The sequence below is a fragment of the Sphingobacterium griseoflavum genome (assembly GCF_014653155.1).
Classification (GTDB): Bacteria; Bacteroidota; Bacteroidia; order Sphingobacteriales; family Sphingobacteriaceae; genus Sphingobacterium; species Sphingobacterium griseoflavum.
In genome coordinates this window covers 1-24843 of record NZ_BNAF01000005.1, presented here as the reverse complement: position 1 = coordinate 24843, position 24843 = coordinate 1, and the positions used below count along the sequence as shown (strand labels likewise).

24 protein-coding genes are annotated in these 24843 nt (G+C 45.4%); 16 read left to right on the top strand and 8 right to left on the bottom strand.

The window, feature by feature from the left end; all coding sequences use genetic code 11:
- The first annotated feature begins 76 nt into the window (after positions 1 to 76).
- From secDF to gap, 3 genes are all read left to right on the top strand, one after another.
- A complete protein-coding gene (gene secDF, locus IE165_RS07465) occupies positions 77 to 3082 on the top strand; it encodes a protein translocase subunit SecDF (RefSeq protein WP_189625992.1) in 3006 nt (1001 codons plus the stop codon).
- Positions 3083 to 3219: 137 nt separating this feature from the next.
- Positions 3220 to 3816 carry a peroxiredoxin family protein gene (locus tag IE165_RS07460; protein WP_189625991.1) on the top strand — a complete coding sequence of 199 codons (597 nt, stop codon included), beginning with the start codon at positions 3220 to 3222 and terminating at the stop codon, positions 3814 to 3816.
- A complete protein-coding gene (gene gap / locus IE165_RS07455; protein WP_189625990.1) occupies positions 3816 to 4817 on the top strand; it encodes a type I glyceraldehyde-3-phosphate dehydrogenase in 1002 nt (333 codons plus the stop codon). The genes IE165_RS07460 and gap overlap by 1 nt, the downstream gene beginning before the upstream one ends.
- Before the next feature lie 36 nt (positions 4818 to 4853).
- On the opposite strand, the gene IE165_RS07450 is transcribed toward gap, so the two are convergent.
- Positions 4854 to 5627 carry a TIGR02757 family protein gene (locus IE165_RS07450; RefSeq protein ID WP_189625989.1) on the bottom strand — a complete coding sequence of 258 codons (774 nt, stop codon included), beginning with the start codon at positions 5625 to 5627 and terminating at the stop codon, positions 4854 to 4856.
- Positions 5628 to 5709: 82 nt separating this feature from the next.
- On the opposite strand from IE165_RS07450, the gene rlmF reads away from it, so the two are divergent.
- Entirely contained in the window at positions 5710 to 6618 is a 909-nt protein-coding gene (gene rlmF, locus IE165_RS07445) for a 23S rRNA (adenine(1618)-N(6))-methyltransferase RlmF (RefSeq protein WP_189625988.1), read from the top strand.
- A gap of 28 nt (positions 6619 to 6646) precedes the next feature.
- Here the strand turns inward: rlmF and glmM are convergent, their stop codons facing one another.
- Entirely contained in the window at positions 6647 to 8029 is a 1383-nt protein-coding gene (gene glmM / locus IE165_RS07440) for a phosphoglucosamine mutase (RefSeq protein WP_189625987.1), read from the bottom strand.
- A 172-nt stretch (positions 8030 to 8201) separates the two neighbouring features.
- Here glmM and IE165_RS07435 point away from each other — a divergent pair, with 172 nt between their 5' ends.
- Positions 8202 to 8804, top strand: coding sequence for a phosphatase PAP2 family protein (locus IE165_RS07435; RefSeq protein ID WP_189625986.1), 603 nt, complete (start codon positions 8202 to 8204; stop codon positions 8802 to 8804).
- Entirely contained in the window at positions 8801 to 9628 is an 828-nt protein-coding gene (locus IE165_RS07430; protein ID WP_189625985.1) for a ZIP family metal transporter, read from the top strand. Before IE165_RS07435 ends, IE165_RS07430 begins: the two co-directional genes overlap by 4 nt.
- Here the strand turns inward: IE165_RS07430 and IE165_RS07425 are convergent.
- Positions 9625 to 10089 carry a MarR family winged helix-turn-helix transcriptional regulator gene (locus tag IE165_RS07425; protein ID WP_189625984.1) on the bottom strand — a complete coding sequence of 155 codons (465 nt, stop codon included), beginning with the start codon at positions 10087 to 10089 and terminating at the stop codon, positions 9625 to 9627. The genes IE165_RS07430 and IE165_RS07425 overlap by 4 nt on opposite strands.
- A gap of 132 nt (positions 10090 to 10221) precedes the next feature.
- On the opposite strand from IE165_RS07425, the gene IE165_RS07420 reads away from it, so the two are divergent.
- The 5 genes from IE165_RS07420 to IE165_RS07400 all read left to right on the top strand — a co-directional run bounded on the left by IE165_RS07420 (position 10222) and on the right by IE165_RS07400 (position 15666).
- Positions 10222 to 10458 (top strand): FeoA family protein, encoded by a 237-nt coding sequence (locus IE165_RS07420; protein WP_189625983.1) that lies wholly within the window; start codon positions 10222 to 10224, stop codon positions 10456 to 10458.
- 4 nt (positions 10459 to 10462) lie between these two features.
- Entirely contained in the window at positions 10463 to 12565 is a 2103-nt protein-coding gene (gene feoB, locus IE165_RS07415) for a ferrous iron transport protein B (protein ID WP_189625982.1), read from the top strand.
- 3 nt (positions 12566 to 12568) lie between these two features.
- Complete coding sequence (locus tag IE165_RS18630; RefSeq protein ID WP_189625981.1) at positions 12569 to 12736, top strand: FeoB-associated Cys-rich membrane protein; 168 nt, start codon at positions 12569 to 12571, stop codon at positions 12734 to 12736.
- A 118-nt stretch (positions 12737 to 12854) separates the two neighbouring features.
- Positions 12855 to 14177 carry a type IX secretion system plug protein gene (locus IE165_RS07405; protein ID WP_189625980.1) on the top strand — a complete coding sequence of 441 codons (1323 nt, stop codon included), beginning with the start codon at positions 12855 to 12857 and terminating at the stop codon, positions 14175 to 14177.
- 58 nt (positions 14178 to 14235) lie between these two features.
- Entirely contained in the window at positions 14236 to 15666 is a 1431-nt protein-coding gene (locus IE165_RS07400) for an amino acid permease (protein ID WP_229826431.1), read from the top strand.
- A gap of 112 nt (positions 15667 to 15778) precedes the next feature.
- Here the strand turns inward: IE165_RS07400 and IE165_RS07395 are convergent, their stop codons facing one another.
- Complete coding sequence (locus IE165_RS07395) at positions 15779 to 16636, bottom strand: aminotransferase class IV (RefSeq protein ID WP_189625978.1); 858 nt, start codon at positions 16634 to 16636, stop codon at positions 15779 to 15781.
- A gap of 10 nt (positions 16637 to 16646) precedes the next feature.
- Positions 16647 to 17687 carry an RluA family pseudouridine synthase gene (locus tag IE165_RS07390; RefSeq protein ID WP_189625977.1) on the bottom strand — a complete coding sequence of 347 codons (1041 nt, stop codon included), beginning with the start codon at positions 17685 to 17687 and terminating at the stop codon, positions 16647 to 16649.
- A gap of 51 nt (positions 17688 to 17738) precedes the next feature.
- Between IE165_RS07390 and IE165_RS07385 the strand changes: the two genes are divergently transcribed.
- From IE165_RS07385 to pstB, 5 genes are all read left to right on the top strand, one after another.
- Complete coding sequence (locus IE165_RS07385; RefSeq protein WP_189625976.1) at positions 17739 to 18632, top strand: 1-aminocyclopropane-1-carboxylate deaminase/D-cysteine desulfhydrase; 894 nt, start codon at positions 17739 to 17741, stop codon at positions 18630 to 18632.
- Positions 18633 to 18705: 73 nt separating this feature from the next.
- On the top strand, positions 18706 to 19575 hold the full coding sequence (locus tag IE165_RS07380) for a PstS family phosphate ABC transporter substrate-binding protein (RefSeq protein WP_229826429.1): 870 nt from the start codon (positions 18706 to 18708) through the stop codon (positions 19573 to 19575).
- Positions 19565 to 20455, top strand: coding sequence for a phosphate ABC transporter permease subunit PstC (gene pstC, locus IE165_RS07375; RefSeq protein WP_189625975.1), 891 nt, complete (start codon positions 19565 to 19567; stop codon positions 20453 to 20455). The genes IE165_RS07380 and pstC overlap by 11 nt, the downstream gene beginning before the upstream one ends.
- A complete protein-coding gene (gene pstA, locus IE165_RS07370; RefSeq protein ID WP_189625974.1) occupies positions 20445 to 21299 on the top strand; it encodes a phosphate ABC transporter permease PstA in 855 nt (284 codons plus the stop codon). The genes pstC and pstA overlap by 11 nt, the downstream gene beginning before the upstream one ends.
- Positions 21289 to 22035, top strand: coding sequence for a phosphate ABC transporter ATP-binding protein PstB (gene pstB, locus IE165_RS07365; RefSeq protein ID WP_189625973.1), 747 nt, complete (start codon positions 21289 to 21291; stop codon positions 22033 to 22035). The genes pstA and pstB overlap by 11 nt, the downstream gene beginning before the upstream one ends.
- A 432-nt stretch (positions 22036 to 22467) precedes the next feature.
- Here the strand turns inward: pstB and IE165_RS07360 are convergent, their stop codons facing one another.
- From IE165_RS07360 to IE165_RS07350, 3 genes are all read right to left on the bottom strand, one after another.
- Positions 22468 to 23220: a hypothetical protein gene (locus tag IE165_RS07360; protein ID WP_189625972.1), complete on the bottom strand. Its 753-nt coding sequence runs from the start codon at positions 23218 to 23220 to the stop codon at positions 22468 to 22470.
- Between the two features lie 160 nt (positions 23221 to 23380).
- On the bottom strand, positions 23381 to 24289 hold the full coding sequence (locus tag IE165_RS07355) for a TIGR01777 family oxidoreductase (RefSeq protein WP_189625971.1): 909 nt from the start codon (positions 24287 to 24289) through the stop codon (positions 23381 to 23383).
- A gap of 46 nt (positions 24290 to 24335) precedes the next feature.
- Positions 24336 to 24641, bottom strand: coding sequence for a hypothetical protein (locus IE165_RS07350; RefSeq protein ID WP_189625970.1), 306 nt, complete (start codon positions 24639 to 24641; stop codon positions 24336 to 24338).
- Positions 24642 to 24843: the final 202 nt, after the last annotated feature.

Genomic DNA, 24843 nt, shown 5'->3' with positions numbered 1-24843 from the left:
CTTGGCTAGGTATTATGAGGCTAAATCATACATAGAGAATAATATAAACTATCAAACAAATACACGAATACAGACAATGCAGAGTAAAGGGCTGATTAAATTTTTGGTAATAGTGGTGTCAATAGCATGCCTCTATTCCCTATCATTCACATTTGTTACACGAAAAGTAGAACGAGATGCTTCTAATTATGCCAAAGGCGATATGGCCAAAGAAAAGGCGTATCTAGATTCGATGGCAGGTGAAGAAGTTTATAATTTAGGACTTGCAAAGTTCACGTACAGAGAAGCTAAAGCGCATGAGCTCGCGTTGGGACTGGATCTCAAAGGGGGCATGAACGTGACCATGGAAATTTCCTTGGACGAGCTGATCAGAAACTTGGCCAACAATCCCAAAGACGATAAATTCAACACAGCCCTGGAAACGGCCGTTCAGCAGAGCAAGACCGAAAACAAAGGTGTGGTAGAGTTGTTTATCGGAGCCTATAAAGCGAGTGGAGCATCCACACCATTAGCGACATTCTTCGCGACAAAGGATAATTCGTCCTTGATCAAGGCAACCAGCTCCGACGCTGATGTGCGCAGCTTTTTGGATAAAGAAGCCGATAATGCCATTCAAAACTCCTATAAAGTACTTCGGACACGTATCGACAAATTTGGAGTTGCGTCACCTAATATCCAGATTCAGCAGGGTACTAATCGCATACTGATTGAGTTGCCAGGCGTAAATGATGAGGATCGGGTACGCAAGCTTTTGCAAGGTTCGGCCAAACTGGAGTTTTATGCGACGCATGATAACTTTCAAGTATACCCTTTACTAGAAAACATCAATAATATTTTAGCTTCTTCGCTAAAAACCAATACGCCAGCGGCATCAAAACCTGCCGTTGCGTCAAAAGACTCTACAGCAACGGCTGATAGCACGAGTAATGACGACAATCTTCTTGCCAACCTTGGTGCTGGCAAGAAAGACAGCACTGACTCTACTGCCGTTCCCGCTGAGCTGGCTGCCAGCAATCCCCTATTCGCCTTATTAAATCCGGCAACATACATGGGCGATAATGGCCAGCCTACCCTGATGCCTGGCCCGATGGTTGGTGCAGCTAACCTTAAAGATACGGCACGTGTGAACGCCTATCTCAATCGCCCAGAAGTAAAGGCAACGATACCAGGGAACCTCAAACTCCTTTGGGCCGTTAAACCGGAGCAAAGAACGCCGAATTTCTTGTCGTTGTACGCTATTAAAACTTCCGGCATGGAGAGCGGTGCCGTTATGACGGGCGACGTGGTGACCGATGCACGCGACAATTTCGATCAACAGAACAGACCTGTCGTATCCATGGAGATGAATACGGAAGGCGCGCGCCAATGGCGCAAGGTAACAGCACAGGCTGCCCAAAATAGAGAATCCATCGCCATCGTATTGGACGGTGTTGTGTATTCCGCTCCGTCGGTGAATGAGGAGATTCCAAACGGTAGTTCACAAATCTCGGGTAACTTCACGATAGAAGATACCAAAGATTTGGCAAACGTATTGAAAGCGGGTCGTCTTCCAGCTACGGCGAAAATAGTGGAAGAAGCTATTGTTGGTCCTTCGTTAGGGCAGGCAGCGATCGACGCCGGTGTAAACTCTGCTGTGATCGGTATTGTCGTCGTGATGATCTTCATGATTGCCTATTACAATCGTGCGGGCATTGCCGCAAATATCGCCGTGTTATTCAATGTATTTTTCTTGATGGGTATATTGGCTTCCTTAAACGCCGTGTTAACCCTTCCCGGTATTGCAGGTATCGTCTTGACCATGGGTACCGCAGTGGATGCCAACGTCCTGATCTACGAGCGCATCCGGGAGGAGCTACGGGCTGGAAAAGGTATCCGTCAGGCCATAGCCGATGGTTATAGACATGCCATGCCTTCCATCTTGGATTCGCAGATAACCACTTTCTTGGTGGGCTTAGTGCTCTTCTTCTTTGGTAGCGGACCTATCTTAGGTTTTGCAACGACCTTGATGATCGGTATCGTTACATCCTTGTTCACTTCGATCTTCATTTCACGTTTGATCTTCGAATATATGCTCGGAAAAGACATGAAGATTTCGGTATCATACCCTTGGTCTGCAAAAACCCTTCAAAACGCCAACTTCCAGTTTATCAAGAAGCGCAAGCTATTCTATGCCATTTCGATCGTTGCGGTAGTAATTAGTTTGGGTGCCATCTTCACCAAAGGTTTCTCATTGGGTGTTGATTTTAAAGGAGGCCGCACGTATACGATACGCTACGATCAACCTGTAGATCTGGAAGATGTACGAAAAAATTTGGACGAGACCTTCCAATCCACGACCGAAGTCAAGACTTTTGGTAGCGAAAACCAAGTACGGGTAACGACGACCTACCATATTGAGGAAACAAGCGACGAAGCCGATGCAGAAGTTTTAGCTCGGTTAAATGAAGGTCTGTCGAAGATTGCTAACAACAAGTACGAAATCCTCTCTTCGCAAAAGGTTGGGCCAAGTATTGCAACAGATATTAAAGACAGAGCTGTTTGGTCTGCCATATTCTCGATTTTGATCATCGCTGGATATATCCTGATCCGTTTCCGCAAATGGCAATATTCTGCCGGGGCAGCTGTTGCGACGATCCATGATGGTGTGATCTTATTGGGACTTTTCTCCATTTTGGATGGTATCGTTCCTTTCTCGCTGGATATCGATCAACATTTTGTAGCGGCTATTTTGACCGTCTTGGGTTATTCGGTAAACGATACGGTCGTTGTATTTGATCGTATTCGGGAGGATTTGACCAAACCGGGGGCGCACAGCAAAAATTTCGGTGATGTCATCAACCATGCCATCAACACGACATTGAGCCGTACGGTCATCACGTCGTTAACCATCATCTTTGTATTGGTCGTCCTGTTTATTTTCGGCGGCGAAGTTATTCGCGGTTTCTCCTTCGCGATCTTAATCGGTATCGTTGTAGGTACGTACTCGTCGATTATCCTTGCTGCTCCAGCGGTATACGACTTGGGTAGAGGAAATCATATCTCTGAAGAGAAGGTTCCGGCTGCAAAAGTTGTGGCGCCGTAAGAAACAAGCAAAACATACGAATGAAGGCTTCTGGTAAAATCAGAAGCCTTTTTTCATTTTATCATCATTTCCTGCTTTTTTTAAGTTGCCTTGCAGCAAATTTTCATAATTTTGGATATTAAAAAAACACCTTATCAATGAAATACTTTTTCAGTAGCATGGCATTAGGTACGTTGGTCTTTTTCAGCGCCTGCCAGTCGGGCAACACCGCGCAAACCGCCGACAATCCGAACGCACCCCACCCCACCCCTGCGCAGCACGAACATGCAGCAGCATCTTCCCCGGCGGCAGCTCCTGCCATGGCCAAGGAAGCCGCTCCCAGCATGCCTGATTTTAAATTCTATAAAGTGAAATCTGGCATTGGATTCACGAAAGCAGATATTCCTGCGGGGAAGAATACCGCATTTATTTTGTTTGATCCAAGCTGCGGGCATTGCCAACATGAAGCCGGCCTGCTCGCAAAAAATTATGCCGCGATCAAGGATGTCAATCTTTATTTTATCTCCATGAACGACCCCGCTTTGATGGCTTCTTTTCTGGAAACATTCGGTAAAGAGCTTGTTGATAAGCCAAACGTTGAAGTGCTGTACGATCGGAACCAAGAATTTATACAAAAATTCCATGTGCCGCAGCAATTTCCCGCAAACTACGTGTATGGTGCCGATGGGCAGTTAAAAAACAGTTGGGACGGCGAAAAGGAGATCGGTTTCGTATTGGCTGAGTTTACCAGATAATGAAAACAGCCATCAATGGTTTTGGCCGCATAGGCCGTCATACGTTGCGCAATATTTACCGCCGTAACTTACAAGACCGTATAGCGGTAGTCGCCATCAACGATCTCACAGACACGGCTACCCTGGCCCATTTGCTGAAATATGACTCGGTTCATGGTCCCTTCCCGCATACGGTTACCTTCGATGACGAAAGCCTGTATGTCGATGGGCATCGCATACGGGTGTTTCGGGAAAGAGATCCAGAAAATCTGCCTTGGGCCAATCTGGGTATTCATGCCGTGGTCGAATCGACGGGATTTTTCACGAGTCGTGAACAAGCGTCAAAGCATTTGCAGGCAGGTGCCAAACAGACGATTATCTCCGCTCCATCTACAGATAAAGATGTACCTACTGTGGTCTTGGGTATTAACGATGCGGACTTCGACTGGAGCAGCGATCTGTTCTCCAACGCATCCTGCACCACTAATAATGTCGCACCCCTGGTCAAGATTCTCGATGAAAATTGGGGAATCAATGATGGTTATATTACCACGGTACATTCCATGACGGGCGATCAGAACCTGCACGATGCCCCACATCGGGACCTTCGTCGTGCCCGCGCGGCCTCCTCGTCCATCATTCCCACCACGACAGGCGCTGCCAAGGCAATCACCAATGTGTTTGGCCATTTGGAAGGCCGGCTGGGTGGTGCTGGTATTCGTGTCCCTGTGCTCAATGGATCACTTACCGACTTCACTTGCACGCTACGTACAGCCACTACCGTCGAGGCCATTAACCAAAAATTTAAGGAAGCGGCCGAGGGCAGTTTATCCAATGTGCTTTTCTATACTGAAGATCCTATCGTTTCTGTCGACATCATCAACAACCCTTACTCCTGTGTGTTTGATGCACAGCTCACGTCGATCGTTGGTGGTCTGGTAAAGGTCGTGGGGTGGTACGACAATGAATTTGGGTACTCCAACAGAATGGTTGATCTCTTGCTGCGCATAGCCAACACCTAAAATATCCTGGAAAGCGTTGGCATGACAGCCCGCTTTCTAGACCTCCCCTTCTACGCCGATTCCAAAAAGCGCAAAATCATACTTAACAGGATCCTGCGGATCGAAAGCTTTCAGATTGTTCGTCAGTTCCACAGCAGTTTTCCAGTTGATCTTATCGGAGACGATCAAGCCAAATCTCCGCGCCACACGATCTACGTGAACATCACACGGGCAAATAAGATCTCGAGGGGCTATGCGGGTCCAAATTCCAAAATCTACCCCGTGGATATCTCGTCGTACCATCCAGCGCAGAAACATGTTCAAACGTTTGCAACTAGATTTCTGTGCAGGCGAGCTAATATGTTTCTTTGTGCGTATTGGATGCTCTGGCAACGAAAAGAAATAATCCTTGAACGCGTTAAGCGCGTCTTCCATTCGGAAATGTGTCGTTGGCCGGGTTAAGAGGAATGCATCTTCCAACGAAGAAAATGAACGATAGTGGAAACGCAAAAAGGCCACAAAGTACAGGAGGTCCGTGTCATTGAATGTGCGATGTTTAAACCCCAACAGCTGCTTTAAATCCTGTTCTTGGTGCTGTTGGATAAATTGAGCTGGAACACCATCGAAACGCTCGATCAATTCTTTGCATTTATTGATGATGGTTTTACGTTGCCCCCAAGCTAGAATGGCGGCAAAAAAACCCATAATCTCGATGTCCTGCTTGCTGGAAAATAGGTGGGGTATACAAATCGGATCGCTATCAATAAAGCTGGGTTTGTTAAATTCCTGCACTTTCCTTTCTAAAAAATCTTTGATATCAACATCTGCCATTCCTAAAGCCTTAAGCTGTCAAATATAGCAGTTTCGCCAAATACAACAATATTTATGCTACCTTTGCATAAAATACTCATTCATGCCTCGTACATCAGCAAGCAAAAATCTGCATCCGCGTAACTTACATGCGAACGGATATGATATAAAAAAATTAAGTTCGAAAAATCCGGCCTTAAAAGCATTTATCGTAACAACCCCCGCAGGCACCGAGTCCATAGATTTCTCCAATCCGGAGGCTGTTTTTGAACTGAACAAAGCCCTTTTGCAAACCTATTACCAAATAGACAATTGGTCTATCATCAAAAATAGTCTTTGTCCCCCTATTCCGGGTCGGGCAGATTATATACATTACGTGGCGGATTTACTTGCCAAGGACCATGATGGCAGTATCCCCAAAGGATATAAGGTGAAAATGCTGGACATTGGCACGGGATCATCGGTTGTTTATCCGATAGTTGCACAACGCAGCTATCAATGGAGTGCGGTCGGCACGGATATTGAGTTGGCAGTATTAAACCATGCGCAGTCTACCCTCAAATCAAACGTGGGTTTGAAACGCGACATCAGTCTCCGGCTGCAGGAGGAGAAAAACCAAGTGTTTACTGGTATTATCATTCCCGAAGATCGCTTTGATGTCGTGGTATGCAACCCCCCATTCTTCAAGTCGCGAGAGGATAACTGGCAGCAAACAACCCGTAAATTCAATAATCTGCACAAAGATAGCAGCAAACTGCCCGTCCAGAATTTTGGGGGCCATCCAAATGAGCTATGGTGCGATGGCGGCGAAAAGCAGTTTATTCGCACGATGATTTATGAGAGCATGAACTTTAAGGAACAATTGGGTTGGATCACAACCTTGGTATCCGATAAAGACAGCTTAAAACCCTTAATTGCTATTTTAGAGTACCACAAAGTGCCACAGCTGGAAATAATCCCGATGACGCACGGCAATAAAAGGATCCGAATACTGGCTTGGAAATGGTCATAACTAAAAGAAGCGGCCTAGGCCGCTTCTTTTAGTTGATAATTTCTTCTATCTCTCGGATGATTCGTTGTGCAATCGCTTCGGCTGCATCTGGGGTAGGCCCTTCTGAGTAGATACGGATTATAGGCTCCGTGTTGGATTTTCGCAGATGTACCCATTCGTTCTCAAAATCGATCTTTAACCCATCGATGTTGCTATACCGTTCTTGCTTATATTTATCTTCCATTTTTGCTAAAAGATTGTCTATATCCAGCGATGGTGTCAACGTAATCTTATTTTTGGACATGAAGTATTGGGGCAAATCGGCTCGATAAGCAGATGCCTTTACGCCCATTTTTGCCAAGTGGCTTAAAAACAGGGCAACGCCTACTAGTGCATCCCTTCCGTAATGGGAATCTGGATAAATCACGCCACCGTTTCCTTCACCACCAATCACCGCATTGACTTCTTTCATTTTCGTTACCACATTGACCTCGCCTACTGCAGCAGCAAAATATTCGCCGCCATGCTTTTGGGTCACATCCCGCAAAGCACGCGTCGAGCTCAAGTTGGAAACGGTGTTCCCTTTGGTATGTGCTAAAATATAATCTGCGACAGCCACCAGTGTATATTCCTCGCCAAACAATTCGCCATCCTCCATCATAAAGACCAAACGGTCCACATCTGGATCTACGGCGATTCCCAAATCCGCACTATTTTGCAATACAGCGTCTGAAAGATCCGTCAAGTGTTCCTTCAAAGGCTCTGGATTGTGCGGAAAGTGCCCGTTCGGATCGCAATGTATCTTGTATACTGTCTGTACACCCAATGCCTCCAACAACGCCGGAATAAAGATTCCACCCGTGCTATTTACGGCATCTACTGCGATCTTGAACTTTGCCGCGCGAATTGCGGCTACATCGACCAAAGGCAAGGCCAAGACCGCATCGATATGCTTTTGTAAATAGCCATCTTCCTTTGTTTCATTCCCCAACGCAGCGACTTCGGCAAAATCAAAATCCAAGTTTTCACCTAATGCAAGCACTTCCTTCCCTTCCACGTCGCTAATAAACTCACCTTTGCTGTTGAGCAGTTTGAGCGCATTCCATTGCCCAGGGTTATGGGATGCTGTCAAGATGATACCACCGGCAGCCTGCTCTAAGGGTACGGCGATTTCTACCGTCGGTGTCGTAGACAACCCGAGATTGACAACATCGGCGCCGATGCTCTGCAATGTTCCCACAACTAAGTTGCTGACCATTTCGCCAGACAACCGTGCATCCCGGCCGACGACAATTTTATTGTTGCCGGTATTGCGTAAAAGAATCTTTCCAAATGCGGCAGTAAACTTTACGATATCTATCGGTGTGAGTCCTTCCCCAGACCGCCCGCCAATAGTACCGCGGATACCCGATATTGATTTAATAAGTGTCATAGTCAATTATTTGAACCGTAAAAATAACTTTATATCACAAATTATCATATAAAAGTTTCACATTTGCAGGCAAAAGCATACCTTTGTTGCAACATTGTGTCGTTTTGTTAAAAGCACACGACCTATATATTTATTAATTATTTTTGGGGGTATTTATATAGCTACTTAAATCATGTTGAATCAACTCATTCATTTTGACCAGGAAGTTTTTCTGGCCATCAATCAAGGATTAAGCAATCCTTTTTTTGATTGGCTACTCCCAATTTTGCGAAACCCATACACATGGGCTCCGCTTTATCTTTTTCTGATTATTTTCTTCATCAAGCACTATGGCAAGATGGGAATTTTGATCGTTGCATTTACATTGGCAAATTTTGGCATTTCAGATGCGCTATCATCCCATTTAATAAAAAAGAATGTAAAGCGCATACGTCCTTGCAACGATCTTGTTTTTAAGAACGAGGTAAATATCCGCGTGCGTTGCGGCTCTGGTTTCAGTTTCACCTCTTCGCATGCTACCAACCATTTTGCCATGGCTTTCTTTTGGATCGCCTTATTCCGCAGACGTTGGAAACATGCTTTATGGCTAGGGATCACTTGGGCCAGCGTAATCAGTTTTTCACAAATATATGTTGGGGTACACTACCCTATCGATATCCTTTGCGGGGCCATACTCGGTATCCTGATCGGAACAGGCGTTGGCTATCTGTTCAAGCGATTTTTTCCCGACGTTCTCCAAAACGATAATCTTACCGAAACATCAGCAACAACATGAGTTCAATACTAATCGTCAGCATCCTATTTATTTCTGCTTTTGCCAGCGGGGTATCGGTTTTCTTTGTAAAACGAGATAATACCAGCCTGCTTAAACTCGTGCTTTCCTTTAGTGGGGCCTATCTGTTCAGCATCACGGTGCTGCACCTTATCCCCCATGTTTACTTAAGCGATGGCACACGGCCAGAGATATTAGGATTATATATTTTAGGCGGTTTTCTTTTTCAATTGATTTTGGAGCAATTCTCTCAAGGCGTTGAGCATGGTCATATCCATCACCATAACCATCAAGTTTTTCCACTTGGGATTATGGTGAGCCTTTGTCTGCATGCTTTCCTAGAGGGCATGCCTCTTGCTGCAGGTCATCAATCTGAACTTGTCTTTGGTATTGCTATCCATCACATACCGGCTGCATTTGCCTTGGGTAGCCTTTTATTGAGCACGCGCTTATCCAAAACCCAAATCGGACTGTTTGTTTTACTCTTCGCTGCCATGACGCCTCTTGGATTTATCACCAGTAAAGGTATCAGTGAGGGCGATATCGGCAGTATTGCAAAATACTTCGATAAAATTATGGCTATTGTGATCGGTATATTCCTGCACATATCGACAACCATACTGTTCGAATCCGGATCGGCGGATCACCACAAGTTCAACAAGAAAAAAATGATCGCTGTGCTACTGGGCGTATTGGTATCTTTAGCCAACTTCCTTTTTGAGGGGCACGACCACCACCACGGGCATCATACGCACCCTACGGATCACAGACATCTCCATGAAGAAGTACACGATCACGTAGGAGATCATGAGGGCCATCAGCACTAACGGTTTTCAGCTGGGCCACGTAGCTTATCCAAAAGGTCACTTAGCATAGCGGCCTCCTGTGCAGACAATTGCTCGGGCAAGATATCCGTAAGCATCATATCTTCTTCCATTTCATCCAGCAGATCGAGTCCTTTTTGGGTGATGTATAGATCTACAGCACGCTTATCATCCTTATTTTTGGTACGTGAGGCAAGATCCTTACTAACAATACGATCTACCAAGCGAGATATATCGGGAGTATTGCTGATCATGCGATCACGCAACAGATTGTTCGTCGTGGGATTGGGCAACTGACCACGCAATATCCGTAACGCGTTGAACTGCTGCAGGGTTATCTGTTTTTTTGCAGCGCGTTTTTCCAATATAAGCCCCAGCCAACTGGCCGTGAACAATATGTTGACCGTAGCACGCTGCCAATCATTGGTGAATTTCTTTACTTTAAGTTCCTCTTCAATCTTCATAAACGCGGCTTAGTAATACAAAAGTGTGACAACTTAAATTACGTAGAATAAATCTAAATTAGTTATCTTTGGTCGCACAGCGAAATATTTTCGATCACGAATATAGATTATATTATCATTTTAACAGAGAAAATGCAAAAAAGTTTCACGTTGGACATCTTGAAAGTCGGTGATGTAGCTAAGATTAGCGAATTGAATGCCACCGAATTACCTGCCAAATTTTTTGAGATGGGCCTGCTTCCTGGATGTACGATCGAAGTTAGGCATAAAGCCCCCTTCAACGGCCCTATTGGGCTACATCTCCTTGGTTCGAACAGTTTAGTCGCCATACGTAAATCGGAAGCTGCCCACATTTTTGTCGAAAGATAAGCCCATGAAGAACACAGTCATTGCCCTGCTGGGGAACCCCAACGTTGGAAAAACCTCCTTGTTTAATCGAATCACCAAGCTACATCAACATGTAGGAAACTATCCCGGTATCACCGTGGAGAAAAGGGAAGGGTACGTAAAAGCCAACGGAAAAACATATACAGTTATCGATCTACCGGGCACATATACGCTATTTCCAACATCATTGGACGAAGAAATTGTCTTCAATTCACTTGCCAATAAGGAAAGTCTATCATTCCCCGATTTGGTCGTGGTTGTCGCAGAACCCAACAACATAAAACGCTCGGTTATCCTCTACCAGCAAGCGCGCGAATTAGGTGTGCCAGCGATTTTCGTTATCAACATGATCGATGAGCTAGCGGCAAAAGGTCTGGAGATTGACTATCAAAAACTGGAAGCCTATCTGGGTACGAAGGTCTTGACTACAGATGCTAGAAATGGCAAAGGCATACAAGAGCTTGTTCAAGCCTTTGATATCCGTCCTTCACATCACCTCAGCCGTTTCATCGCTGACGGACAGTACAAGGAGGCACTGGATGATGCTAAAAAGCTATTCCCGCTAAGCACCGAATACCAGACTTGGCAATTTTTGGCGCAGGAGCACGTCTCGTTTATTTCGCTTGAACAGCGCCGACGACTGGTGGAAATTCGCAATCACCACAACATTTCAGGCAACCAGCTGCAGAAATGGGAAGCCATGCAGCGCAACGCCCAAGTAGAACGCGATATTGCGAACGTAGTGTTGGTGAAGGAGAATCTACATGTCAGCAAAACAAATCATATAGATAAAATTCTGCTGCATCCGGTGTGGGGCTATGTGATTTTCTTTTTGCTGCTGTTTATACTTTTCCAGTTGGTATTCACGCTATCTGCCCCGATCATGGACTGGATTGACGAGCATTTCGCCGCTTTTGTTGACCTGACGGCCGCCAGCCTGCCTGAAGGCCCGATCTCCGATTTGATTACGCAGGGAATCTTAGCTGGTATCGGTGGCATCGTTATTTTCGTACCGCAAATTGCTATCCTATTCCTACTGGTCTCGCTAATGGAAGAAACGGGTTATATGAGCCGTGTGGTCTTCCTGATGGATAGATGGTTACGCCCCTATGGATTGAACGGAAAATCCGTTATCCCGTTGATGTCTGGCGTCGGTTGTGCCGTTCCAGCCATTATGGCCGCCCGGAATATAGAGAATACCAAAGAAAGGCTTATCACCATGTTGGTTACGCCATTTATGACCTGTGCTGCACGCCTACCGATCTATGTCGTGCTTATTGCCCTCGTGATACCCAACAATACCTTTTTGGGCTTTGGCTTACAGGGCTTGGTGCTGAACTTGCTCTATATTCTCGGTGTGGTGGCCGCATTGCTATCAGCCTGGGTGCTAAATAAAATTGTGAAAAGCAACCATAAATCGTTCTTGATTTTTGAATTGCCTTCTTACAAAACACCTGACTGGCGCAATGTCACCAATAATGTGTGGGACAAGACATCAGGCTTTCTTTTTGGTGCAGGTAAAATAATCCTGGCGATGGCTATTGTATTGTGGGTATTGGGTAACTTTGGCCCTAACGACCGATTTAACGAAGCAGAGCGCTACGTGACCGAAGCAAATCCCGACTTGAGCGAGGCGGATCTCAGCGAGGAAATCGCATCATTCAAACTAGAACACTCGTTCTTGGGATACATTGGCATGGGCATTGAACCGATCGTTGCACCACTTGGTTACGATTGGAAAATGGGTATCGGACTGGTATCCTCGTTTGCGGCACGTGAAGTATTTGTCGGCACGATGGCAACGGTCTATAGCTTGGGCGAAGACGTAGATATCGAAGATGATGAACAAAAACAAACATTGCTGAGTAAAATGAAATCCGAAATAAATAGAAATACAGGACAGCCAGCGTACAATTTGGCGTCGGGTATCTCGTTATTGTTATTCTACGCATTTGCCATGCAGTGCATGAGTACTATCGCCATCATGAAACGCGAAACCGGATCCTGGAAATGGACCGCGATACAGACATGCATGATGACCGGTATAGCTTATGTGCTCGCATTGGTCGTGTACCAACTCATGAAATAAACGATGGATTTAACTATACAATACATTATCGTCGCGCTGGTTTTCATCGCTGCAATAGGTTACTTGCTGAGGAGATTTATGCCTTCAAGGAAGAAGTCGACGGGTTGCGGCAAGGGTTGTGGATGTGCGTTATCCAATCAGCAGGTAGAGAAAAGCCAGGGTAAAGGCTAGTTTGCTATCGCATTCCTCCTGCGGAAACTATTATTTGCTGGACCGATTTTCGTGCGGGACGGTGAAATTAATTCAGCAGTGTCCCCTGATAATAGCTCGGTTTTGTTATTTTTACCGAATGAATACCGCTTTCACTTTGCGATTATTGTCATTGCTGATTTTATCGAATCTCGCCGTACTTTCGTTCGCACAAAAGAGGAAAAATCAAAAGGTACGTTTTGAACGGTCGCCACGACAAGAATTGCGCTATGATGATCGATCATACCTTTCCAGTATTCGCAGCGTGCAGCTTTATCCGGAGGGTGAGGAAAATGAATTTCCGGTTTACCAAATTGGCGGAAACAGCAAGCTCCTTCTCTCCTTCGATGATCTGCGGGGCGATGTGCGCAATTATTATTTTTGCATCGTGCATTGCAACGAGGACTGGACCCCTAGCCGCGCAACGATCTTGGATTACGTCGACGGTTTCAACGAAGATAGAATAAACGACTTTATGCCCTCCAAGGGCACAATCCAACCCTACACGCGGTACACATTGGCTTTTCCGTCGGCCACGTTAAAACCAAAACTGGCGGGAAATTATATTCTTCAAGTATATGAAGACGGCGACAAGGAACGGCTGCTGCTCACCCGCAGGTTTTACGTGCTGAACGATTTGGTGAAGATAACCGCTGCTATTCAGCCCTCGCTAAATGTCCACAAGCGACCGCATAATCAGAAACTCAATATTGATTTAAGCACAGCGCTTACTATCCCTAATCCTCAACGCGACCTAACAGTTTATGTATTGCAGAACCAACGCCCAGACCGTACCTTAAAACTACGACAGCCGAATTTCTTCAATACCAACCTGTTCCGCTACAATAACGCCGAAACATTGGATTTCGAAGGCGGTAGCGAGTTTCGCTTTGTGGATCTTAGGAGCTTCCGTACCGCTTCGGAGCGGGTACAATCCTTGCAGACAAGCGACTCCACCATCATTGTGCATCTGTATACCGATAACGACCAGCAGCAAAACAGCTATGCGTCTACCTTTGATGAGAACGGACGTTTCTATATCAGAAACCAAGATTTCAACGATCAGACTGTCGACAGCGACTATGCCATCGTTCACTTTTCACTAAAAACAGAGAAAAAGGTAACAGGAAATATCTATATTGTCGGCGGATTCAATAATTACACACGCACCGCCGAAAACAAGCTTCAATATGATCAAACACGTGACTGTTGGACGACCGCATTGAAGTTAAAGCAGGGCCTGTATGACTATACCTACGTATTGGAAGAACCCGACAAAAAAGCAGTAACGGATGCCTTCTCTGGGAGCTATTTTGACACGGGCAATGATTACCAAATACTAATCTATAACAGGCGTATCGGCACATACTGGGATGAACTGGTCGGCTATCGTACAATCGGAATAAACAATAGAAAACAGTAGCATAGCTATGCTGCGTTTTCTATCGAAACTAACTAATACACCTATCACTGTATATCTCTTGGAAACTAAAACAACAGAAACAAAGAAATTAAAGCGAGGACTAAGCAATCGGCATATTCAGTTGATTGCTTTAGGCGGAGCAATCGGAACAGGCTTATTTTTGGGGATTGGCCAAGCTGCCGTCTTAGCTGGTCCATCTGTTATTCTAGGTTATGCTATCGCTGGCCTAATAGCTTTCTTTATCATGCGTCAGCTCGGAGAGATGGTCGTGCAGGAGCCTGTATCGGGCAGCTTCAGCTATTTTGCCAACAAATACTGGGGTTCATTTGCCGGGTATGCTTCGGGGTGGAACTACTGGGTATTATATCTGTTGGTCAGTATGGCTGAACTGACGGCTATAGGCCACTACGTACAGTTTTGGTGGCCAGAGATTCCACTATGGGTTTCCAGTTTGTTCTTTTTTTTCGTAATCAATGCATTGAATTTAGCCTCGGTGAAAGTTTACGGCGAAACAGAATTTTGGTTTTCCATTGTTAAGGTTGTCGCGATCATTGCCATGATCATCTTTGGATCATATCTACTGATCAGTGGCAATGCCGGCGAGCATGCCAGCATAAACAACCTGACAAATGATGGCGGCTTCTTTCCAAAAGGATGGCTCTCTACCACGGAGAGTGGCTCTTACCAAGGCCTTTTGGCTGCGCTGGTCATGATCATGTTTTCGTTCGGAGGCCTTGAGCTTGTCGGTATTACCGCGGCCGAAGCAGAAAATCCAGAAAAAAACATACCAAAAGCCACCAACCAAGTACTTTGGCGCATCTTGATTTTTTACATTGGCTCTTTGATCATCCTATTTTCACTGATGCCTTGGCGAGATATCACATCGGAAACAAGTCCTTTTGTCGAGGTGTTTGCTAGCCTAAAAGGTTTACAGTTCGAGCTTTTTGGAGCGACCTATTATCTGACGAATATCATTGCCAATGTTCTTAATCTTATTGTTCTGACTGCGGCACTCTCGGTTTATAACAGTTGCGTTTACAGTAACTCCCGTATGCTTTTTGGATTGGCCGAACAGCGCAATGCTCCAAGATTTTTAACAAAACTGAACAGTAACCATTCGCCCATTAATGCCATTCTTGTTTCTGCGGGCCTAGTCGCAGTTTGTATTGTCATCAACAAGATAATGCCCGAAAGGGCGTTGGAAGTCTTGATGAGCTTGGTCGTATCCTCACTAGTCATCAACTGGATCATGATCTCCCTCACGCACATATTTTTCAAACAGAAACTGAGCAAGCAGAAAGAACGTTCTATCTTCCCCACCATATGGTATCCATTAACGAATTATGCTAGCTTGCTATTTCTTTTAGGCGTTCTTGTGATGATGTGGTTTACGGGATTGAAGATATCTGTTGAACTGATACCAATATGGTTGGTTTTTCTGTACATCAGCTATCTTTTGGTGCAGCGCAATCGGAAACGAACTGTCTGAAATCGCCCCCATTGACAGCGGTAGATCGACAAAAAAAGGAGGCTAGGATGAGCCGGTTGTTATGAAAGTGGTGTCAAAGCCTACTTCCATAACAGCCACGCTCCTGCGCCCCCTAGTCTTGCTCGCCATCCGGCCAGTGCTGAAGCTTATCCTGCATTATCCTTGAAATTTTGTTGAAATAGCGTTTCTGTTTATAGCCCATCACCCACTGTACACCCTGTACGGCATTCGTACAGAATATCTCATCAGCCTGTTTCATAATTTCCGGGCTGATTTGAGCCTCGACGACTTGGATATTTTCAGATTTGGCAATGTCCATCATCACGCTGCGCATTACACCTGCTACACAGCCCTCGGTGATCGCCGGCGTATAAAGAACCTTCTCGTAATACACAAATATATTGGAAGTCAATGCTTCACAAAGGTATCCTTCCTGATTAAGAATGAACACTTCATCATAGGCAAACTTCTTCTTGTACAAACCCGCCATAACATAGATCAGCGCATTGTTTGATTTTAAATGTGAGAGGTCACTGTAAGGCTTCTTAAACTCGGTGTATAGATCGACTATGAGCCCAAGCTTCTTGTCGCGCAGGGAGGTTGCTATCCGAGATACCTGAAGGCAGTACATCGGTTTGTTCGTATCGGGCGAATAGAGGCCGCCGCCAGCACGAAATACCGTTAACCGAACGCGCGCCTGCTGCCCCAGCATATTGTTTTTGCGAATAAGCTCCTCAGTTTTGGAACGCAAAAAAAACTCGTCAAATTTTGTCGACTCCTCCAGCTGTAGGGTTTGCATGCCCTGCTGTAATCGATCGATGTGTCGTTTCAAAAAGCGGATATCCCCATCTTTCCACAACATGGTTTCGAAAAGACCATCGCCATATCGCAAAGCGCGGCTGTCGATGTTTGCTATATGCTGGCTTTCAGCGATAATTTGCCCGTCAAAATTAATATATTGTATAGACATAAATTTTCTTTTAACCCATTGAATCCATTGTCGTGGAATAGGACCGCCATTTATCTAGCGCCTGCTGAAAATCGGCCGGCAATGGTACTTCAAACGCTACGAATTGTTTACTGCGTGGATGAACGAATCCCAAAGATTGCGCATGTAGCGCTTGCCTCGGTAGCAATTCAAAACAATTGTGAACGAATTGCTTATATTTATTAAAAACCGTTCCTTTTAATATCTTGCTGCCGCCGTACAGCTCATCAGAAAAAAGGGGGTGCCCAATAGATTTTAAATGGGTACGAATTTGGTGGGTGCGACCGGTTTCCAATTCACACTCGATCAGCGTTACGTACCCCAAACGTTCAAGAACACGGTAATGTGTCACGGACCATTTGCCCTTTTCTTCACTATCGTACATGTCCATCACGCGACGGTCTTTCAAATTACGCCCGATATATCCCGTGACCGTACCGTCAGCAACGATATCACCCCAAACCAATGCGACATATTTCCTTTTGATCGAATGGTCAAAAAACTGCTTGGCCAAGTGCGTCATTGCCCATTCGTTTTTAGCGATAACCAACAACCCGGACGTGTCCTTATCGATACGATGCACCAACCCAGGACGACCGGAATTACCGGGCATAGTCGGCAGTTGGTTCAGGTGAAAAGTAAGCGCATTCACCAACGTGCCCGTGTAATTGTTGTAGCCGGGATGGACGACCATGCCTGCCTCTTTGTTCACCAACAATACATCGTCGTCCTCAAAAAGAATATCCAACGGGATATCCTCGGGATATACTTCGGTATCTCGGGGCGGGTCTGGAAGCACTAATGTAATAACATCTAAAGGTTTAACCTTGTAGCTCGCCTTTGCCAACTTGCCATTTACAAATACGGTTTCGGCCTCTATCGCATGTTGAATACGATTTCTGGATGTATTCTCTACCCTGTTCATCAAGAACTTGTCTAAGCGTAACGGCGCCTGGCCCCTATCGGCCTCTATCCGTAAATGTTCAAAAAGTTCGTTCTCTTCCTGATCCTGAAAATCTAATGCTTCTGCCATCACGCAAAAATATCGAAATCCTTTAAAATCTACTAACTTTGTCTGTGTATTATGCTAACATTCGATTTCTATAGCCCAGAGGAAGAAATTTCGCATCCGCTCTACCGGCAAAAAAAAGTGCAGGTATTTATTAAACGCGATGACCTCATCCACCCTTACCTCTCCGGGAATAAATGGCGTAAATTAAAGTATCCACTACAGGAGGCAAGACGGCAAGGCAAACAACGTCTGATAACTTTTGGAGGTGCCTGGTCCAACCATTTGCTCGCCACGGCCTGTGCCGGTGCTAAATTTGGCTTCCAAACCTTCGGGTTCGTGCGCGGTGAAGCGGTGGAAAACCCCGTGCTGAAACTATGTTCGCTATTTGGCATGCGACTGCTATTTGTGGATCGAACAGGTTATCGCGACAAACGAGGATTATTCGACCAACACTTTGCCGATGATCACGAAGCTTTCTTTATCGACGAAGGTGGCTACAGCACGCTCGCGGCAAAAGGGTGTAGTGAGATGATCAGTGAGCTCGAAAAGTCATACGACCATATTTGTTGTGCAAGCGGGACGGGCGCGACGGCTGCCGGACTATTGCAAGGGATACAGCAAGCCCAGCTGACGACGCAGCTGCAGGTCGTCCCGGTTTTAAAGGGAGGTCAATTTATCCAAAAGGCAATAGCGGACCTAGGGGTGTCATTGGATCATCGGTTAACACTTCAGCTAGACTATCATTTCGGTGGATACGCAAAGACTACACCCGAGCTTATTGCATTCGTAAAGGCGTTCACCCAACGAACGGGTATCCTTATTGAGCCTACGTATACCGGAAAACTTTGCTTTGCCTTGCATGACATGCTTCAAAAAGACCTGATTGATCCGGGGCAGCGTATATTGCTTGTGCATACTGGTGGCCTTACGGGCCTACTCGGCATGTTGAATAAATTTGATGATTGATACGGCAGCAAATTTAACGGCTTCTTAATACACGGATAACGATCTAGTTATGTAGTTAGTCGATCTTTATACCATGAAAGGTAGGTACGCCCGTCTGATTTATTTATTTTATATATTTATGATTTTCGTGGTTGTTTCCTGCGCGCAGAAAGCTCCAGCCATCAAAATGAAAGGTTCGGATACCGAGGTCAATTTGGCGGTTACCCTAGCCGAGAAATATACAGTAGAAGATCCAACGTTCAGTATTGCGATATCCGGTGGTGGTTCTGGAATGGGCATCACTTCGCTACTGAATGGGCAGGCGGATATCGCTAACTCATCCCGTCCGCTTTCGCAAGAGGAAATCCTCCAGTTTCAACAAAAAAACATCGCTTTACGCACCATTGTGTTTGCCGAAGATGCAACAGCCTTTATTGTGCATGCTGCGCTGCCCATTACGGAAATAGATATCGAAACATTGGGCAAGATACTGAGTGGAGACATCAGAAATTGGTCGGCCGTGGCCGGAGTTGACCTTCCCATTAATATCTATGGTCGTCAAAGCAGCTCTGGAACGCACTCGTTCATCAAAAAGAAACTCCAGATCGAATTTTCCAATGCCTCGAAGGAGATGACAGGCAATGCACAAATCATCGAGGGCATAAAAGCCGATCGATCAGGGATCGGCTATGTAGGGGCGGGTTACGTCGCCCACGATCCGGCTGCCGGACAGCAGGTAAAAATCCTAAAAATCAAGGTGCATGCAGACGATGTTGCTCAATCGCCGATTGATCCCGTAGCTATCAATGCCAGCCGTTACTATTTTCAACGCCCGCTGTATCAGTATATACTTGCTAAATCGTGGGATAAAGTGAAGCCCTTTATCGACTTTGAGAAAAGCCTGGTCGGAAAATCCCTCATTAAACAACACGGTTATTACATTATCGAACACCATGAACAGTAAATCAAGACGCTGCATAGACCTGCTTTTTAATTATATCTTTAAGGTCACTGGTTTATTGGTTTTGTTGCTATTGGGAGCTATTTTAGCCATGTTGGTATACAACTCTGTTGCCTTCTTTCTCGATGTGCGCCCGGCCGATTTTATAACGGGCTTAACATGGAATCCAACGGGATCCGATCCAAAATATGGGATATTGCCTTTGGTGCTAAGCACTACCTTAGTGACACTGGGCGCTATGGTGATTGCGATACCATTAGGCATCGGAACAGCTGCATTCATAGCAGAGTATGCCGGTCGCCGACTAAAGAACATCCTCAAGCCAACCATCGAAATGCTTGCCGCGATCCCATCGGTCGTCATCGGTTTTTTAGGCATCGTGGTGGTGGGCCCGGGAATAGCCCATATTGCTGATTTGGCAAATGGACTGAACGCGCTCAACGGTGCTATGCTGTTAGCAGTTATGGCTTTACCCACCATCATCACCGTAGCAGAGGATGCGATGCACGCCGTACCGAAAACCTACAAGGAGGCTAGCTATGGTGTTGGCGCAAACAAATGGCAGACCCTGCGAAAAATAACTATTCCGGCTGCAGCACCTGGTATTATTGCTGCCGTGATGCTGGGCGTCGGTCGTGCGATTGGCGAAACCATGACCGTTTTGATGGCCACTGGAAATGCGGCGCTGCTACCGAACAGCATGTTCGCTTCCGTAAAAACCATGACGGCCACCATCGCAATCGAAATGGGGGAAGTGCCTTATCAAACCACGCATTACTATGCCTTATATGCCATTGCTACAGCATTGTTTATCATGACCCTCGCTGCTAATATGTTGGGTGAATATTTTATTAATCGTTTTAGAAAATACCATGCAGCTTAGAAAAAATGTCACAAGCGTCATCGAATGGGGAACTTTGTTGCTGAGTACTTCACTTGTTTGTTTTTTTCTCTTGGTGATCTTGTACGAGATCTGTTCAAAAGGAAGTGCTGTCATCAGCTGGGAATTTGTATCATCCTTGCCGAAAGAAGGCATGACGAGAGGTGGGATTCTGACACCGATTGTGGGCACTGTACTGCTAACTTTATTAACAGCCCTATTTGCCATACCGTTCGGTGTGTGCTGCGCCATATACCTACAGGAATATGCAAAAAGCAGTTGGCTTACCCGATTGATCCGCGCTTCGATAAGGAATCTATCGGGTGTTCCGTCTATCATCTACGGTCTGTTTGGTTTAGCTTTATTTGTTCAGGGATTGCAATTTGGCACCTCTTTGCTTGCGGCAGGCCTGACATTGGGCTTACTTTCCCTGCCCTATATCATCACGACAACCGAGGAGGCACTATTACGCATCCCAAACAGTATGCGTGAAGCCGCACTAGCCGTAGGCGCAACGAAATTTGAAACCATCAAAGATATCGTTCTTCCTTCATCAATGTCAGGCATATTGACAGGCGTCGTACTCACGCTTTCGCGGGCTGCCGGAGAAACAGCTCCGATCCTGTTTACCGGTGCGGCATTTTACATTAACCAAACAAGCCTGTCGGTCAATCAGGAGTTTATGGCACTGCCATACCACCTTTATATGTTATCTACCCAGCACCAGTCGATAGACGAAGTACGACCAATAGCCTATGGCACCGCGTTGGTACTTATTGTAGTGGTATTTTTTCTAAACCTTACGGCTTTCATCATTCGTTACAAGTACAGACAGCATGACAAGTAAATTATCCGTCGAAAACCTCCATATAAATTTTGGTCAAAAAGAAGTTTTGAAAAATATAAATGTCTCTTTTGCTGAGCATCAGGTTACCGCATTAATCGGCCCGTCTGGTTGCGGGAAAAGCACGCTGTTGCGCAGCTTAAACCGCATGCACGACCTTTCGCCTGACGCTAAAATAATGGGCAAACTGCGCATAGATGGTACCGATATATATGGAAAAGATATCCCACCAACAAAAATCCGTCAGCGGATCGGCATGGTTTTCCAGAAAGCAAATCCCTTTGCCAAAAGTGTTTACGATAACATTACCTACGGCCTGAAAATAAATAATCTTCCGCACACCAAGGATGTTGTCGAAAAAGCACTGCGCGAAGCATTCCTATGGGAAGAAGTTAAAAATGATCTAAAAATGCCGGCGACACGACTATCGGGCGGGCAGCAGCAACGTCTCTGTATTGCCCGCACGGTAGCATTACGCCCCGAGGTCATCTTAATGGACGAACCGTGTTCGGCATTGGATCCCATCAGTACCCTAAAGATAGAGGAACTCATTACGGATCTGAAAGATCGGTATACGATCGTGATTGTTACGCATAATATGCAGCAAGCGCAACGAGTCGCAGACAAAACAATATTTATGTACCTGGGCGAGGTAAAAGAAGAGGGTTCTACGCAACAACTATTTAACAATCCCAAACATGAGCTTACTGCCAACTATATCAGTGGACATTTCGGGTAAGTGCAATCGCAACCGCACGGAGCATAGCGCGTGAGGCACCTTCCTACTTCCGCTCTTTTGGGCATGGCAGCTAGAATTTTTGTTAAAAATTGTTAAACAAAGCCTGTGGAAATACATATTTTCCCTTTAGTGCGTTATATAAGTAATTCATAATTTAGGTTAATAATTGGTTAGTTAGTAAAAATCCTGAAGCTCCCCGCTTCAGGATTTTTTTTTACCACCATTAAAATGTTAAAAAATGTTAAGAGAAGTGGGAAAGCATAATATAGTTGACAAGACAACGTTTTTAAGATAATTCATAATTTCATAATTTAGGTTAATAATTGGTTTGGTAAAATCCTGAAGCTCCCCGCTTCAGGATTTTCATTTTGTTCTGGCTATGGTATTGCCTTCGTGCGCAGAAAACAGGATACGGAAAATCCGACAACTACCCTATTTTGCTGTATCCGCGGTGAAGATTTTATAGCTCCGTTTTATGTGCAGCAAAACATCATATTCGGTCAATTCCGGAAGATCTGCTCTTTGCGGTTTATATCGAACCATGAAGTGAGATAGCGCATCCTCATTTAATCCGGTAACGCGTGTTACGATCTCGGCGCGAAACCATTGCGCTAACATCTTTTCCTCAAGGTCGCTCCATTGATCCGGTTCCAAAACATCGATCTGCTTTTTTTGTAGCAAGGAAAACAGACTACGCAGATTTAACGTTACCAATGCAGCGGTACTACCGGATGCCATATGCCTTGGCCAGTAGGGGTCGGTACTTCCTCGTGGGATAAAGATTCCCATGCGCCGTTTGTTTCTGTTTTCCCGCTCAATACGTCTTGCCAACACACGACGCCAACTGCTTGTATCGCGTGATGCAGACCGCATGCGATCGATCACGACTTCATCCAACAACTGCGGTAGTGGTTCAAGTTCAACAAACGATGAAAAAGCCAGCTGACTACGGGTCAATACAACCTGATGGTAATGCGTAGCAGCTATCGTGATACTGTCTGCAGCCAACATGTTATCCAAAACAACCCGTCCTTCATCGTTGCTTTGGATTTGGCGATCGTGCAGGTGTACATTCGCGCCTGTGATGGGCTTACTGCTATATTTGTCGCGAATAAAGAAAGTAATTTGTTGGGCCGATGCATGCATGGTCACGAATAAAGTGAGCAATGCGAGTACTTTTTTCATAGTAGAGATTTAACAATGATAAAAAAAGCACATCATTACCTGATTAGCAAACTTTTAACAAGCTTTAACGCGGGATTAGGCTAAATAGATAACCTTGTCCAAATCATCGCGTTCGACAGGCGTATGAAGATGGCACCAATTCATTCGACCTGTCGCGCGGCTAGTCTGGAAGATCTGCCAATATCGGGGCAGAAAACCGGAAGCCCATTTGTTGAATTTTATCAGCGCTTACGTTAGCGTTTTTTATTAATTCTATAGACAATTCCCCTAAGGCTAATCGTAACATAAAACGAGGTACGGGCAGCACTATAAAAGAAGATTTTTGTTTCGCTATTAACGACTTGGTCAATTCGATTTGAGCAACCGGATGAGGAGAGACGGCATTGATGGGTCCGGCGATATTGTCATGGTCAGCAACATACGCATACAAGGATACCAGATCTGCTAAGGCAATCCAACTGAAGCATTGCTTACCAGACGCGAACCTTGGCGCCACGTTACACCTAAATGCCGGCGATAGCGCTTTCCACATGCCTCCTGTAGGGTGCAGTACCAGTCCTGTTCGAATCCAAGCTGTACGGATACCCTGTGTTGCCAAAGAAGAGGTTGCTGCCTCCCATTGTTGGCAAACATTCGCCAAAAATCCATGCCCGGCCGGATCATGTTCAGTAAAGATTGTTCCTGGCGCGCCTTCCCCATACCAGCCGATGGCCGAAGCCGAGATAAAAGTCTGCACAGCTTTCCCCTTTCCCAATACCCAATCGACCAATAGCTTACCGCTCTCCGTCCTACTGTCCAATAAAACCTGCTTCCGACTTCGCGTCCAGCGCTTCGCTGAGATGTTCGCGCCCGCCAAATGGATAACAGTATCGATATCATCAGGGACCGATGCGTCTATCATCTTTTTTTTCACGTCCCATAAACAGTATGTCACACGGGGCAATTCTGGCAGGTCGTGTTTTGAGCGAACCAATATGGTTAGCTTCGCATCCAAATAATTGTCCAGTAAGTACGAAGTCAACGCGCGACCGATAAATCCGGTTCCGCCACTTATCAAGATGTTTTTCATTATTTTTTCACGTATCATGTTTTCAACGATGGTTTCTCCTTTACGATTAATTTCTTCGATCTATATCACGCTCTATTTCGTAAAGTTCCGTATCGGAGATATGGTTGCTCGTTTGTACTTCTTCCAATACACGATCCATTTGATGAATCAAAAAAACGAGCTTTTTAACATTTGGATCCTTTAAACCTTCTACGTGGGAAAGTTGAAAATCATAAACATCCCCCTCTTCAAAGGCATCCATGATATGACGCATTTCTCCTGCCGTGGCAATATTCAAAACATCGGTAAACAGGTGCTCACGCGAAACAAAAAGTGTGCGCAACGATTTTATAATTTGAGGTCTGTAGTCCATTTCATCAATTTTTGTTTATAGAACAATAAAACTTACAATTTGTCTTAAAAAAAGTAAAATCATTACTGTTTGTTGTAGCATGCGGATGGAGTAACACGCATAGACGAGGAGCAATACGGATAAAAAAGAGAAGCCCCTCCAGTTTCCTGAAGGGGCTTCGTTTAAAATTAGGCACCGACCTACTCTCCCACCTGTTACGGCA